Below are 14,209 nucleotides of genomic sequence, written 5' to 3'. Positions count from 1 at the left end.
CTTCCCGCGTTCTCAGTCGCGGCGGCCGGCCACCCACCAGGTCGACGGGAGCTCGATGCGGCCGCCGCCCTCGCGCGCGTACTCCGTCGTGGTGAGGGGAAGCTCCCCGGTCGCGAGGATGTCGAGACCGGCCTTGCGGAAGTACCCGGGGACCTCGGCGTCGGCCACGTCCGCCGGGGCGATGCCGTGGCGGAAGACCGGGCGCAGCTTGGCGGGCGGGCCTTCCGGGCTTTCGGCCAGGGTGCGCAGGACCCGGCCGGCCGCCTCGCCGAGTTCGACGACGAATGCCCGGCCGCGCCTCCCGACGAGGGTGGCGATCGCGTCGGCGAGGGGCTGCCGGTCCTGGGGTTCCGCCTGGTGGAGGACGCCGCGCATGTAGACGTTGGCGTCCCCGAACTCGTCGTGGAGCCGGGTCACCGCCGGGCCGTCCACGGCGTCCACCACCCGGAACCGCGCGCCCTCCGGCCCGTCCGCCCCGTCCGGGCGGCTCTCCCGGCCGGCGTGCTCGATCGCCGAGGGCGCCAGGTCGAGCCCGTGGACCTGGGGGAAGCGCCCGGCGAGGAAGTGCGTCTGGGTGCCGTTTCCGCAGCCCAGGTCGATGAGGGGCAGCGCGGGGGCGGCCAGGTGGGGTTGCAGGACAGCGAGGTGGAGCGCGGCCGTCACGGCCGGCTCGGCGTCCCAGAAGACGGACCCTGCTTCCGGGGAGGCCTCGCGCCAGAAGCCTTCCCACGCCTCCTTGTACCGACTCGTCACGGTCATGACCAGCTCCCGGGGATACGACGGAAACGGAACGTCAGGTTCTGATCTTCCTCGGCAGTGGCAGTTCGCACCACACCGACGTGCCGTCGCCCGACCGGCTCGACCCCCATTCCCGTGCCAGGGCGCTGACGACCCGCAGGCCACGCCCGTACTCGTCGGAAGGACCGGCGCTGAGCAGCGTCGGCAGGGTGCTTCCGCCGTCCGAGACCTCGCAGAGCAGGACGTCGGTGCGCACCAGCCGCAACTCGATCGGGCGGGCGGCGCCCCCGTGCCGTACGGCATTGGTCACGAGCTCGCTCACCAGGAGCTCGACCGTCCGGGCCGTCTCCTCCAAGCGCCATGCGGCGAGCTGTGCGCGCACCAGACGCCTGGCGCGGCGGACCTCGCCCGGCTCGGGGGCGAGCTCCCAGCGGGCCACGTCCTCGGCCGCGATCCCGCTCAGCCGGGCCATCAGCAGGGCGACGTCGTCCCGGCGGCCGCCCCGGCCGGCCAGGGCCCGGACGATGGTGTCGCAGGCGTGGTCCATGGAGGCCGCCGGGTGCGCGGCCGACTCGCAGAGCGTGGCGAGGCCGACACCGATGTCCTCCCCGCGCACCTCGACCAGCCCGTCGGTGCACATGACGAGCCGGTCACCGGGAGACACCGGTACGCGCACCGTCTCGAACGGGACACCGCCGACTCCGATCGGCGCCCCCGTCGGCAGGTCCAGGAGTTCGCTGCGGCCGTCCTCCGCCCGTACGAGCACCGGGGGCACATGGCCCGCGTTGGCCATGAGCAGCTCGCCGCCGATCGGGTCGTAGACGGCGTAGAGGCAGGTCGCCAGATAGTGCTCGCCGAGCCGCTGGGCGAGGTCGTCGAGGTTGCGCAGGAGCTGCGCGGGCGGCAGGTCGAGGGCCGCCATGGTCTGTACGGCGGTGCGCAGCTGCCCCATCATGGCGGCGGAGTTCAGCCCGTGGCCCATCACGTCGCCGACGACGAGGGCGGTCCGGGAACCGGGGAGCTTGACGGAGTCGAACCAGTCGCCGCCGACCCGGCCGAGGAACGTGCCGGGCAGATAGCGGGTGGCCGTGTCGCAGCCGGCGGTGCGCGGTGCCACCTTGGGGAGCATGGAGTCCTGGAGGGTCTCGGCGACGTTCTCCTGGTGGGTGTACATCCGCGCGTTGTCGAGGACGAGCCCGGCCCGCGCGGCGAGTTCCGCGCCCGTCACCCGGTCCATGTCGTTGAACGCCGCACGCCCGGGGTGGCGCAGCAGGATCATGAAGCCGAGCACCACATGGCGCGCCTTGAGCGGCACGACCAGCATGGACCGCCCGGTGATGAGCGGCCGGATGTCGCGCTTCTCGAACTGCGAGGCGATCGCGGTGCCCGCCTCCTCGCTGATGCGCGGCACGAGGACCGGCTCGCCGGTGGTCATGCACTGGAAGAACGGCGTCTGCGCGGGGAACGGCATGGACTCGCCGACCGGCACCACGTCGTCCCACCGGCCCGGCTCGTCGACGTGCTCGACGGCGACCCGGTGCCACAGGGTGGTGGCGTCCGGCGGCCCGTCCGGGAACCCCTCGCCCGCGACGACCTGTTCGCGCAGATAGGTGCCGGCGACATCGGTGAACCGGGGTACGACCGCGGCGCTGACCTCCTGGATCGTGCGGGTGAGGTCCAGTGAGGAACCGATGCGCCCGCTGACCTCGTTGAGGAACTCCAGCCGTTCCCGTACGGCGGCGTATTCGAGGTCGTGTCGCGGGTCGTCCACCGCCACCCACTCGGCCCCGGACGCGTGCTCGTCCGCCGTGCGCGGGCGGGCACCGCGCTCCGTGCGCCGGGGTACGCCCCAGTCGGGTGTCACGGGGACGCGCTCGTGGTGGCTGAACTCCACGACAGGGTAGCCCAGTTCCAGGACCTGGGCGACGATCCGGGTGGCCTCCCGGACGCTCATGCTCGGCAGGATCTCCGGGAGCCGCCGGGCCAGTTCGTCGGAGCCGGGGAAATCGGTGTGGAGCGCGAAACCGGGGGCTATGCGCTGGAAGTGCTCCTGGCCGGCGGCCTGCTCACGGAACTGGGTGGCGTCCGCGGCCAGGACCAGCAGTCGTTCGGGCCCGGGCCCGATCATGGGGTAGGACCACCACAGCACGTCGGCGCGGCCGGGGCCGTCACCGGACAGCCGGGCGCGGCCCGCGGCCGGATAGGGAAGCATCCCGGCCGAAGAGAGACCGGCCTGCGGGCCGTCACCGGGTTCGGCACGGGCTCCCACCGTCCCGTACGCGTCTTCGGCCCCGGCCCCGTACGCGTCCCCGGCCTCGGCCCCGTACGCGTCCCCGGCCTCGGTCTCGTACGCGGCGTACTCGCCGAGCGCGCCGGAGACGGGGAGCAGCTCGGCGGCGGGCCGGCCCACGGCGTACTCCCTGGGGTGTCCGAACAGCCGGCGTGCGCCGGTGGACCAGTGCGACACCAGGCCCTCGCCGTCCACGACGACCACGGCGAGCGGAACACGGCCACCCGTGAGGGACGACGGATGCCGTCGTGCCCGCGGAACGCCTCTGTCCATGGCTGGAGGGCTCCTTCCCCGCCGCACGGAGCTGCGGCTCATACACCAAGGTACGGCCGACGCGCCGTAGTGCGCCGGTCGTCGGAGGAATCCCCCGCACCCTCCGCCGGGAACTGACGCTTGGTCAATCCTCGTACCCCACTTGCAGATCGCGCTCCGTACGCCCCCCGCCCGCGACCTGCAGCACCGTCGCCACGGGCGGGTACCCGGCCGCGATCACCGTGTACGAGCCGGAGGAGAGGTCCACGAAGCGGAATCTGCCGTCCGGGCCGGTGGTGAGCGTGTCGACCACATTGCCCGCGGCGTCGAGCAGCGTCACCCGCGCGTCCTCCACGGGCCGCCCCCCGGGGGCGCGTACCGTCCCGCGGAGCATCGCCCCGCCGGCCAGCTCGATGTCCTGGCGGGTCTCCCGGGACGCCTGCACGGTGACCGGCAGGGCGGCGGGGCGGAAGGCGGGGGCGCTCGCGGCGAGGGTGTACTCCCCCGCGACGAGTTCGGCCATGAGGTATCCGCCGTCGTGTCCGCTGCGGGCCGAGGCGACGACGTCACCCCGGACGTCGGTCAGGGTGACCGCCGCGTCGCGCAGCGGGGTGCCGCCGGCGGTGACGACGGTACCGGCGAGCCGTCCGGCGCCGCCGAGGACCACGTCGAGCTCCACGGCGCGCTCGCCGACGGTGACGGAGACGGCCTGCGGCTGGTGTCCCCCGGCCGACGCGATCATCACGTACGACCCGGCCGACGGGACGCTCAGCGCGTACCGTCCGTCGGATCCGCTCGCGCCGCGTCCGATCTGCCTGCCGTGGCCGTCGATGAGGGTGAGGGCGGCGTTCGGCACGCGCGACCCGTCGTGGTGCTGGACGGCCCCGTAGACGGGAACGCCGTAGGAGGCGGTGGCCTCGGGCGGGGCGGCCTGGGCGGGAAGGGGATGCGGAGGCGCCGGGCGCGGCGCGGCGACGCGCGCCCGGGGCAGCGTGGCCGCCTCGCCACCGTGAGCGGGGTGGGACACCAGCGGTTTCTCCTTGAGGAAGAAGGCGAGGAGGAGGCCGAGCGCGAGGACCGGTACGAGCTGGAGGAAGGTGGTGGGCATCGTGTCGGCGAAGGCCCGTACGGCGCTTTCGCGCAGGGCGGGCGGGAGCAGGCGCAGGGTCTCGGGGGTGAGCGCCCAGGGGTCGGACGGCACGGCCCCGGTGGGCAGCCGGCCGGCGAGCGCGGATTCGAGCCGGCCGGCGAGGAGCGTGCCCAGTACCGCGGCGCCGGCGCAGGCGCCGAGCTGCCGGAGGCAGGTGTGGGCGCTGGTGGCGGCGCCGAGGTCGGCGGGTGGCGCGGTGTTCTGCGCGGCGAGGAGCAGGACCGGCAGGAGGAGGCCGATGCCGGTGCCGAGGACGGCCTGCCAGACGCTGTGGTCCAGGCGCGGGGTGTCGGCGTCGAGCCGGGACAGCAGCCACATGCCGACGGCGGAGACGGAGCTGCCGAGGATCGCGTAGATCTTGTAGTGGCCGGTCCGGCTGATGAGCTGGCCGGAGAGGACGGCGGCGACGAGCATGCCGCCCGTCAGGGGCAGCGTCAGTTGCAGGAGCTGGACGGGGTCGGCCGCCCGGGTGGTGCGGAGGAAGGCGGGCAGACAGCTCGCGGCGCCGAACAGGGCGGCACCGGCGACCATGGCGGCGAGGCCGGTGACGGTGAAGACGGGGTCGCGGAACAGCCGCAGCGGCACGAGGGGTTCGGGCGCGTAGTTCTCCACGACCAGGAAGAGCAGGAGGGTGCCCGCGGCTCCACAGGCCAGGCCCAGGATGACGCGCGAGTTCCAGGGGTGCTCGGCGCCGCCCCAGGTGGTGAGCAGGATCAGGCAGGTGGAGGCGGCCGCCAGCAGGAGCGCGCCGAGGACGTCGAGGCGGCCTTTGGCGACGGGCCTGGGGAGCGTCAGCGCGGCGCCCACGACGAGGAGCGCGAGCAGCGCCGGGGGTGCGCCGAGCCAGAAGCACCAGCGCCACGAGGCGTGGTCGGCGAGGTAGCCGCCGAGTGGTGGGCCCGCCACCCAGGCAAGGCCGAGTACGGCGCCGCTCAGCCCCAGGAACCGGCCGCGTGTACGGGGCGGGACCAGGTCGGCGGTGATCGCATGGGTGCCCGCCAGCAGCCCGCCGGCCCCGATGCCCTGCACGGCGCGGCAGGCGATGAGCTGGTCCATGGTCTGTGACCAGCCGGCGAGGGCGGAGCCGGCGGCGAAGACGGCCAGGGAGAACAGGAAGACGCCTTTGCGGCCCCGGAGGTCGCCCAGTTTGCCGGTGACGGGCAGGGCGACGGTGGCGGCGAGGAGGTGGGCGGTGACCGCCCACGAGCTCCGGCCCGGGGCGCCCAGCTCGCCGGCGATCCGCGGGAGGACGGCGGCGGCGATCGTCTGCTGGACCGCGGCGAGCAGCAGCGCGAGCACCAGGGCCAGGAAGATCAGGCGTACGCGGCGCGGACTCGGCGGGGCGGTGGGGAAGGGCTCGTCGGGCGGCGGCGCCGTGTCCTCGGGCACGGTCCCTGCGGCCTGTTCGTCGCTCGCCAGCGTGATCCCACCCACGAACCTGCTCCCCTCGACGCGCCCGTCGTGTACGCCTGCGCGGCGCCATTGTTCGCATCAGGCGCATACGCGGAGCAAGCGGGCATTACCGGGGCGAGACGCATGGAGGGGGGCGGCCGATCATCGAGGCGGCGGTCCTCGCCGCGCTCATCAGCGGTTTCCCGTGGACCCCCGGGCGCGCAGTCGCACGTGGCGCGCCGGGGGGCCGGCGGGAAGACCACCCGAAACGGTGACCGTTTCAGCGGTTCACGGGGCTTACTTCTCCACCTCGGCGGCGAGCTTGTCGAGCAGCGCGTCGTAGATGCGGCCGAGCCCCTTCGGCGCGAAGGTCCGCTCGAAGAACCCGCCGATGCCGCCGGCGCCGTTCCAGACGGTGCTGACGACGACCCGGGCCCGGCCCTCGCCGGCCGGGGTGACGGTCCAGGTGGTGACCATGGAGGAGTTGCGGTCCTTCTCGACGAGCCGGCCGTCCGGCGTCTCGCTGACGTCCAGCAGACAGTCACGGATGCGCTTGCTGGTGGCCTGGAGCTTCCAGTGCACGACGGTGCCCTCTCCGTCGCCGCCCTCGCGTACCTCGTACTCGCTGAAGTGCTCGGGCAGCAGCTTCGCGCGGGTGACCTTGTAGTCGGCCAGGGCGTCGAACACCGTCTCCGCGTCCGCCGCGATGACCCGCTCCGTCGTGGCCTCGACCTGCGCCATGCCTTGTCCTCCAGCACTCGTTCCGTAAGGGGGCACCAGCCAACCACCTGCGCCGGGGCCGCCCAAATCCAGGCCTCCCCGACAGAGGTGATCATGGGAACACATGTTCTATTGTGGGGCCCAGTGCTACCGAGGAGGCGTCCATGCGCTGGGAGAATCTGAGCGAGAAGCCGGTCGTGGCCGGGGAAGCGGCGCTGTTCGGGACGGGCGCCGTGACCACCCGTACGTTCGACACGCCCGAGTTCCGCGGGATCACCTTCCACGAGGTACGGGCGCGCTCGATCGTGAACCGGGTGCCCGGCGCCTCGCGCATGCCGTTCGAATGGACCGTCAACCCCTACCGCGGCTGCACGCACGCGTGCGTGTACTGCTTCGCCCGCAAGACGCACAGCTATCTGGACCTCGACACCGGTCTGGGGTTCGACTCCCAGATCGTGGTGAAGATCAACGCGCCGGAGCTGCTCCGCCGCCAGCTGGCCTCGCCGCGCTGGCAGGGCGCGCACATCGCGATGGGCACCAATGTCGACTGCTACCAGCGCGCGGAGGGCCGCTACCGGCTGATGCCCGGGATCATCGCCGCCCTGCGCGACCGCGCGAACCCGTTCTCCATCCTCACCAAGGGCACGCTGATCCTGCGTGACCTGGAGCTGCTCCTCCAGGCGGCCGAGGTCACGGACGTCGGGATCTCCGTCTCCGTCGGATTCACCGACCAGGAGCTGTGGCGCACGGTCGAGCCCGGCACGCCGGCCCCGGAACGCCGGCTCGACGTCGTACGGACCCTGACGGACCACGGCATCGGGTGCTCGGTGCTGATGGCCCCGGTGATCCCCTTCCTCGGCGACCGTCCCGACCAGTTGCGCGACACCGTCCGCGCGATCGCGGCCGCCGGGGCGACCTCGGTGACGCCGCTCGTGCTGCACCTGCGGCCCGGGGCACGCGAGTGGTTCATGGCCTGGCTGAACCGGCACCACCCCCACCTGGTCGGGCGGTACGAACGGCTCTACGCGGACGGCGCGTACGCCCCCAAGTGGTACCAGCGCCGGATCACCCGTCATGTGCACGAGCTGGCGGACGAGTTCGGCATAGGGCCGGCGCGGCGGGGCGCGGCGCGGAGGCCCGCGGTGGGGGGCGAGGAGGAAGCGGCCGCGCCCGGTCCGACTCAGCTCACTCTCCTCTGATCGGGTCAAGTCTGATCAGAACAGGTCCTTCCGGGCGGGAATCCGGGGACGATGCGCCGAGGACCGCGTGTCCCTCGCGGTCCGTTCGTTCCACCGGACCGGGAGGCCACATGCAGAAACGCGCAGGAGCGCTCATCGCCGCAGGGGCGCTGATGGCGGGGGCACTCGCCGCCGCCCCGTCGGCCGCGGAGCCGCGTGCGGCGCTGAAGTGGACAGGCTGCGCCACCGAGCAGTACCCGAAGCTCCAGTGCGCCACGCTCCAGGTGCCGCTGGACCACGACGATCCGGGGGGTACCCGGATCACCCTCGCGCTCTCCCGGATCGCGCACACCGCCAAGACCTCCCAGGGCCCGCTGCTGGTCAACCCCGGCGGTCCCGGGGCGAGCGGCCGGACGATGGCCGGCTTCGTGGCGGCCGCGCTGCCCGCGAAGGTCGCGGCCCAGTACGACATCATCGGCTTCGACCCGCGCGGAGTGGGCGCGAGCAAGCCGGCGATCACCTGCAAGCCGGGCCACTTCACGCCCGTACGGGCCGACTCGGTGCCGCGTGACGCGCAGGCCGAGCGGGCAGGACTGGAGCGCGCGGCGTCGTTCGCCAAGGCCTGCGGCGACAAATACGGCTCGCTGCTGAGGCACATCGACACCGTCAGCGCGGCGAAGGACCTCGACCTGATCCGGCAGGCCGTCGGCGCCGAGCGGATCAACTACTTCGGCTACTCCTACGGGACCTATCTGGGCGCCGTGTACGCCAAGCTGTTCCCCGAGCGGGTGCGGCGGGCGGTGCTGGACTCCGTGGTGAACCCCCGGGGCGTCTGGTACGAGTCCAACCTCGCGCAGGACCTGGCCTTCGACGCCCGCCACAAGGCGTTCCTGGCGTGGGTGGCCAAGCACAACAGCGCCTACCGGCTGGGAACGGACCCGGTGAAGGTGCAGCAGCGCTGGACGCAGATGCGTGCGGCGGTCGCGAAGACGCCGGCCGGGAAGAAGGTCGGCGCGGCGGAGCTGGAGGACACGTTCCTTCCGGGCGGGTACTTCAACGGGTTCTGGCCGATGCTTGCGGAGGCGTTCTCGGCGTACGCCAACGGCAAGGACGCCGGCCCCCTGCTGGAGGCCTACGAGACGCTGGCGGCCCTCGACGCGACGGACGAGAACGCCTACGCGGTCTACGCCTCGGTGCAGTGCCGGGACGCCGGCTGGCCCCGGGACTGGGACACCTGGCGGCGCGACAGCTGGGCCGTGCACGCCAAGGCGCCCTTCTCCACCTGGAACAACACCTGGTACAACGCGCCGTGCGCGTCCTGGCCGGTCGACTCGCTGTCGGCGACGGACGTGACGAACGACCGGCTGCCGCCGGTACTGCTGTTCCAGGCCACCGAGGACGCGGCCACGCCGTACGAGGGCGCCGTCTCCGTCCACCGGGGGCTGCGCGGCTCCAGCCTCGTCGTCGAGCAGGGCGGCGGGAACCACGCGGTCACGCTCGGCGGGAACGCCTGCCTGGACCGGCATCTGGTGCGCTACCTGGAGACGGGTGAGGTCCCGCGCGGCGCGGGGAGCGGAGACGCGGACGCGGTCTGCGCGGCCGTGCCGGACCCGAAACCGGCGGACGCCGCGAAGAGCGCGCGGGACACGAAGCCGGTGAAGGCGATGAATCCGGCGAAGGGCCTCTTCCGGCACGGGCATTGACCCACTGACCGCGGGGGCGTGCGCGAGGATGAGACGCATGAGCAGCACACACCTCACCCATGTGCACGCCCCTGAGGGCGTCGCCCCCGGTTCCGGTTACAGCCATGCCGTCTGGGGCAGCGGCAGGTTCGTCGCGATATCCGGCCAGTGCGCCTTCGACGAGAACGGCAAGGTGGTGGGCGCGGGCGACCCTGCGGCCCAGGCCCGCCAGGTGTTCGGGAACCTGCGGCGGTGCCTTGCCGCGGCGGGCGCTTCCTTCGACGACGTCGTGAAGCTCACGTACTTCGTCACCGACATGGACCACCTGTACGCGATCCGGGCCGCCAGGAACGAAGTGATCGACCCGTCGCGCCCTCCGGCGAGCTCCGCGGTCCAGGTCTCGGCCCTGGTCGACCCGGCGCTCCTGATGGAGATCGAGGCCTTCGCGATCGTGCCGGAGGGCCGCCCGTCCCGGTGACACCGCCCCGCCGGGCGGAGGCTCCGCTCAGCGGGCGGGGGCACCGTTCGCCGGGCGGAGGCTCCGCTCAGCGGGCGGAGGCACCGTTCAGGCGGCGCAGTGCGTCCGTCGCCGCCCGGGCCAGGCGGGGGTGGAGACAGGCCGCCTCGAGGACGGGCCGGGCGCGGGGGTCGCCCAGCGTGCCGAGGCCCTCCGCGCAGGCGACGCCCACGCGCCAGTGCGGGTCGCCCGCGGTGAGACGGCGCTCCAGGGTGGTGATCAGCGCCGGTACGGACTCGGGGGCCCGCAGTTCGGCGAGCAGCCGTACCGGCGCCAGGGCGTAGGCGACACGGAGTTCATTGGTGGTGAGAGCGGCGGCGGCGCGCGGGGTGCGCGGGTCGCCGAGCCGGGCGAGGGCGTGGGCGGCGGAGACGCAGCGCTCGGGATCGCGGTGGTTGAGGAGCAGGACGAGCGCCTCGAAGGCGCGCCGGTCCCCGGCGAGGCCGAGCCGGAAGGCGGCGATCTCGCGCGCCCACAGCGGCCGGCCGGGTTCGGTGAGGACGACGGCGAGCTCGTCCGGGTCCGCGGCGATCAGCCGTTCGTACGCCGGGGATCCGCCCGCTTCGTCCCGCAGCCGGTCCGTGAGCGATCTGAACTCCTCGTCCATGGCCGCCAGTATCCAGCGCGACGGCGATCCAGATCACATGTTCCGGGGACTTCCCAGGGCTGGCGCGCTCGTTACCCGCCGGTTAAGCTCAAGTGAGCGGGGCACACCCCCCGCACCCCTCACGGCGGCCTGGTGACGCAGCCGCCGCGAGTGTCAGTCGGTTCGGCATTTCTGTACGACGTGGCTCCGGGACAGGGTCCGTCGGTTTCTCTCCACCGCGACCCGCACTTCGCGCGCGGTCCGCCCGTTGCATGGGTCCCTCCCTGCGCGCGCCCCTCATCAGTCGTCACTCATTCCTGGAGTCCCGTGATGGACACCCCTCTCTCCACCATTGCCGTCGTCGGCCTGGGCACCATGGGCGCCGGTATCGCCGAGGTTCTGGCCCGTGCCGGCCGCGAGGTCATCGGTATCGACATCAGCGAGGCCGCCGCCCGCAACGCGGTCACCTCCCTGGAGGCCGCGACCGCCCGCTCCGTGGCGCGTGAGCGGATCACCGAGGACGAGCGGCGCGACATCCTCGCCCGCTTCCGCACCTTCTCCGAGCTGCAGGCCGCGGCCGACGCCGATCTGGTCATCGAGGTCGTTCCCGAGTCGTACGAGCTCAAGCAGCAGGTCTTCGCGGCGCTGGACTCCATCGTCCGCCCCGACGCGATCCTCGCCACCGGCACCAACGCGCTCTCGGTGACGCGCCTGGCCGCCGACTCCGCGCGCCCCGAGCGTGTGCTGGGCCTGCACTTCTTCAACCCGGCCCCGGCCATGAAGCTCGTCGAGATCGTCTCCTCGGTGCTGACGGCGCCGGCCGCCGTGGCCGCCGTCACCACGCTCGCCCATGAGCTGGGCAAGGAGCCCGTCGCCGTCGGCGACCGCCCGGGGTTCGTCGCGGACGGCCTCCTCTTCGGCTACCTCAACCAGGCGGCCGCGATGTACGAGGCGAAGTACGCCTCCCGCGAGGACATCGACGCCGCGATGAAGCTCGGGTGCGGGCTGCCGATGGGCCCGCTGGCGCTGCTCGACCTGATCGGCATCGACACCGCCCGTACCGTCCTGGACGCCATGTACGCCGAGTCGCAGGACCGGCTGCACGCCCCCGCCCCGATCCTGAAGCAGCTCAGCGAGGCGGGCCTGACCGGCCGCAAGTCCGGCCGCGGTTTCTACACCTACGAGGCGCCGGGCAGCTCCACCGTCGTCCGCGACGCGCTCACCCCGCTGGAGACGGCGGAGACCGGCACCGGCCGTGAGATCCGCTCGGTGGGCGTCGCCGGCTCGGGCACCATGGCGAGCGGCATCGCCGAGGTCTTCGCGAAGGCCGGTTACGACGTGGTCCTCGCCGCCCGCTCCCAGGAGAAGGCGGACACCGCGAAGGCCCGGATCGCCAAGTCGCTCGGCCGCTCCGTGGACAAGGGCCGGCTGACCGCCGAGGCCCGCGACGAGACGCTGGCCCGGATCACCGCGGCGGGCTCGCTCGACGCCTTCGCCGACGTGGACCTGGCACTGGAGGCCGTCGCGGAGGACCTGGAGATCAAGCAGCAGCTCTTCGCCACCCTGGACAAGATCTGCAAGCCGGGCGCGGTGCTCGCCACCACCACGTCCTCGCTGCCCGTCGTCGCCTGCGCCCGCGCCACCTCGCGCCCCCAGGACGTCATCGGCATGCACTTCTTCAACCCGGCCCCGGCCATGAAGCTGGTCGAGGTCGTGCGCACGGTGCTGACCGCGGACGACGTCCACGCCACCGTCCGCGAGGTCACGGCGAAGATCCGCAAGCACCCGGTGGACTGCGGCGACCGGGCCGGATTCATCGTGAACGCGCTGCTCTTCCCGTACCTCAACAACGCGATCAAGATGGTCCAGGAGCACTACGCCTCGCTGGACGACATCGACGCCGCGATGAAGCTGGGCGGCGGCTACCCGATGGGGCCGTTCGAACTGCTCGACGTCGTCGGTCTGGACGTGTCGCTGGCCATCGAGAAGGTGCTGCACCGCGAGTTCCGTGACCCGGGCCTGGCGCCCGCGCCGCTGCTGGAGCACCTGGTGGCGGCCGGCTGCCTCGGCCGCAAGACGGGGCGCGGCTTCCGCGAATATGCCCGGCGCTGAGCCGTACGGGGAGTGGGGCGGGCTGCTCGAACCTTCGGGCAGCCCGGCCCCTCAGGCGCGCTCTCCTGCACAGATGCAGTACGTTCAGGTCATGTCCCAGCCCGCCAAGTCACCCCGTGCCACCCCCACGCCGCCCGACGCGCCGGAAAGTGCCGCCGGCAGCCGCGCCGCCGCCCAACGTCTCAAAATGCGCCGCGAGCTGGCGGCCGCGGCCATGGAACTGTTCGCGACCAAGGGGTACGAAGCGACGACGGTCGACGAGATCGCCGCCGCGGCCGGGGTCGCCCGCAGGACATTCTTCCGCCACTTCCGCTCCAAGGAAGAGGCGATCTTCCCCGACCACGACGACACCTTGGTGCGGGCGGAGGCGGTGCTCAACGCCGCGCCGGCGCACGAGCACCCGCTGGACACGGTCTGCCGGGGCATCAAGGAAGTCATGAAGATGTACGCCGGGTCCCCCGCGGTCTCGGTCGAGCGCTACCGCCTCACCCGCGAGGTACCGACGCTCCGGGAGCGCGAGATCGCCTCGGTGGCCCGCTACGAGCGGTTGTTCACGCGCTATCTCCTGGGCCATTTCGACGAGCGCGACCACCACGACGGCAACGACGACCCGCTGCTGGCCGAGGTGGCCGCATCCGCGGTCGTCACCGCGCACAACCATGTGCTGCGCCGCTGGCTGCGGGCGGGCGGCCAGGGCGACGTGGAGGCACAGCTGGACCACGCGTTCGACATCGTGCGGGAGACCTTCGGCACGGGCATAGGCGCGGGCCGGGTGTCCGCCGCCGGTGCGGGCGCCGCGGCCGGCGACCGGACCCCGTCCGCCGCCGTGACCCGGGAGGGCGAGGTGCTCGTCACAGTGGCGCGCACGGACGCGCCCCTGGAGGAGGTCATGCGCACCATCGAGCAGGCCCTGCGCAACCGCTGACCCCGTCACACGCCCCCGTTCGACCCCTTCTGACCGAAAAGGCCGGACGAGCCCCCTTGGGCTCGTCCGGCCTTTCGTGCGGGATGGACCAGGCCTGTCGATCGATCATCGCTCATCTGTGACGAGCAGATGACAACTGAGAGAAATTGTTGGCACGCAGTGTCTTGCGGCCTGGCACGCCGTGCCATACGTTGATGTTGTCCGGGCGGCCGGCGTGCAGAGACCTCTCGTACGCCGGCTGTCCCCGCAACCCATCGTGATTGCGCGCCCGGACGCCTGCGTCACAGGCATCTTCCGCGCCACCCGCGCTCCGCCGCAGTACCCCGCCCGAACCGACGGCACACCTCCACAGCAGCAGCACCAACCCCTCGTTACGCGGGGTTCCCCTCAACGATCTCCCACGTGCTTCGGAGGCAACACCGTGAAGGAAATCCTGGACGCGATCCAGTCCCCGGACACCACGTCCGCCGACTTCGCCGCTCTGCCGCTCCCCGAGTCCTACCGCGCGGTGACCGTGCACAAGGACGAGACCGAGATGTTCGCCGGTCTCGCCACCCGCGACAAGGACCCCCGCAAGTCGCTCCACCTGGACCAGGTCCCCCTCCCCGAGCTCGGCCCGGGCGAGGCCCTCGTCGCCGTCATGGCGTCCTCGGTCAACTACAACTCG

At 72.7% G+C, this 14,209-nt stretch carries 10 protein-coding genes and 1 pseudogene; 6 read left to right on the top strand and 5 right to left on the bottom strand.

Going from position 1 to position 14,209, the window contains the following annotated elements; genetic code table 11:
- Positions 1 to 12: 12 nt before the first annotated feature.
- The 4 genes from ACY34K_RS33355 to ACY34K_RS33340 form a co-directional block, all read right to left on the bottom strand.
- Positions 13 to 759 carry a class I SAM-dependent methyltransferase gene (locus ACY34K_RS33355; protein WP_462753937.1) on the bottom strand — a complete coding sequence of 249 codons (747 nt, stop codon included), beginning with the start codon at positions 757 to 759 and terminating at the stop codon, positions 13 to 15.
- 34 nt (positions 760 to 793) lie between these two features.
- Positions 794 to 3,301 carry a SpoIIE family protein phosphatase gene (locus ACY34K_RS33350; RefSeq protein WP_462753935.1) on the bottom strand — a complete coding sequence of 836 codons (2,508 nt, stop codon included), beginning with the start codon at positions 3,299 to 3,301 and terminating at the stop codon, positions 794 to 796.
- A gap of 124 nt (positions 3,302 to 3,425) precedes the next feature.
- Positions 3,426 to 5,864 carry an MFS transporter gene (locus tag ACY34K_RS33345; RefSeq protein ID WP_462753933.1) on the bottom strand — a complete coding sequence of 813 codons (2,439 nt, stop codon included), beginning with the start codon at positions 5,862 to 5,864 and terminating at the stop codon, positions 3,426 to 3,428.
- Between the two features lie 255 nt (positions 5,865 to 6,119).
- Complete coding sequence (locus tag ACY34K_RS33340) at positions 6,120 to 6,563, bottom strand: SRPBCC family protein (RefSeq protein ID WP_462753931.1); 444 nt, start codon at positions 6,561 to 6,563, stop codon at positions 6,120 to 6,122.
- A 143-nt stretch (positions 6,564 to 6,706) separates the two neighbouring features.
- Here ACY34K_RS33340 and ACY34K_RS33335 point away from each other — a divergent pair, with 143 nt between their 5' ends.
- The 3 genes from ACY34K_RS33335 (at position 6,707) to ACY34K_RS33325 (ending at position 9,880) form a co-directional block, all read left to right on the top strand.
- On the top strand, positions 6,707 to 7,741 hold the full coding sequence (locus ACY34K_RS33335) for an Rv2578c family radical SAM protein (RefSeq protein WP_462753929.1): 1,035 nt from the start codon (positions 6,707 to 6,709) through the stop codon (positions 7,739 to 7,741).
- Between the two features lie 110 nt (positions 7,742 to 7,851).
- Entirely contained in the window at positions 7,852 to 9,423 is a 1,572-nt protein-coding gene (locus ACY34K_RS33330; RefSeq protein WP_462753927.1) for an alpha/beta hydrolase, read from the top strand.
- 37 nt (positions 9,424 to 9,460) lie between these two features.
- Positions 9,461 to 9,880 (top strand): RidA family protein, encoded by a 420-nt coding sequence (locus ACY34K_RS33325; RefSeq protein ID WP_462753925.1) that lies wholly within the window; start codon positions 9,461 to 9,463, stop codon positions 9,878 to 9,880.
- A gap of 67 nt (positions 9,881 to 9,947) precedes the next feature.
- On the opposite strand, the gene ACY34K_RS33320 is transcribed toward ACY34K_RS33325, so the two are convergent.
- On the bottom strand, positions 9,948 to 10,526 hold the full coding sequence (locus ACY34K_RS33320; RefSeq protein WP_462753923.1) for an adenylosuccinate lyase: 579 nt from the start codon (positions 10,524 to 10,526) through the stop codon (positions 9,948 to 9,950).
- Positions 10,527 to 10,835: 309 nt separating this feature from the next.
- On the opposite strand from ACY34K_RS33320, the gene ACY34K_RS33315 reads away from it, so the two are divergent.
- The 3 genes and pseudogenes from ACY34K_RS33315 to ACY34K_RS33305 form a co-directional block, all read left to right on the top strand.
- Positions 10,836 to 12,617 carry a 3-hydroxyacyl-CoA dehydrogenase family protein gene (locus ACY34K_RS33315; protein ID WP_462753921.1) on the top strand — a complete coding sequence of 594 codons (1,782 nt, stop codon included), beginning with the start codon at positions 10,836 to 10,838 and terminating at the stop codon, positions 12,615 to 12,617.
- 73 nt (positions 12,618 to 12,690) lie between these two features.
- Entirely contained in the window at positions 12,691 to 13,542 is an 852-nt protein-coding gene (locus tag ACY34K_RS33310; protein WP_462753919.1) for a TetR family transcriptional regulator, read from the top strand.
- 421 nt (positions 13,543 to 13,963) lie between these two features.
- Positions 13,964 to 14,209 (top strand): annotated as a pseudogene (locus ACY34K_RS33305) (crotonyl-CoA carboxylase/reductase); the annotation flags it as partial.

It is taken from the genome of Streptomyces sp. STAM6, from assembly GCF_054963715.1.
This window is presented reverse-complemented; position numbering and strand designations above follow the sequence as displayed.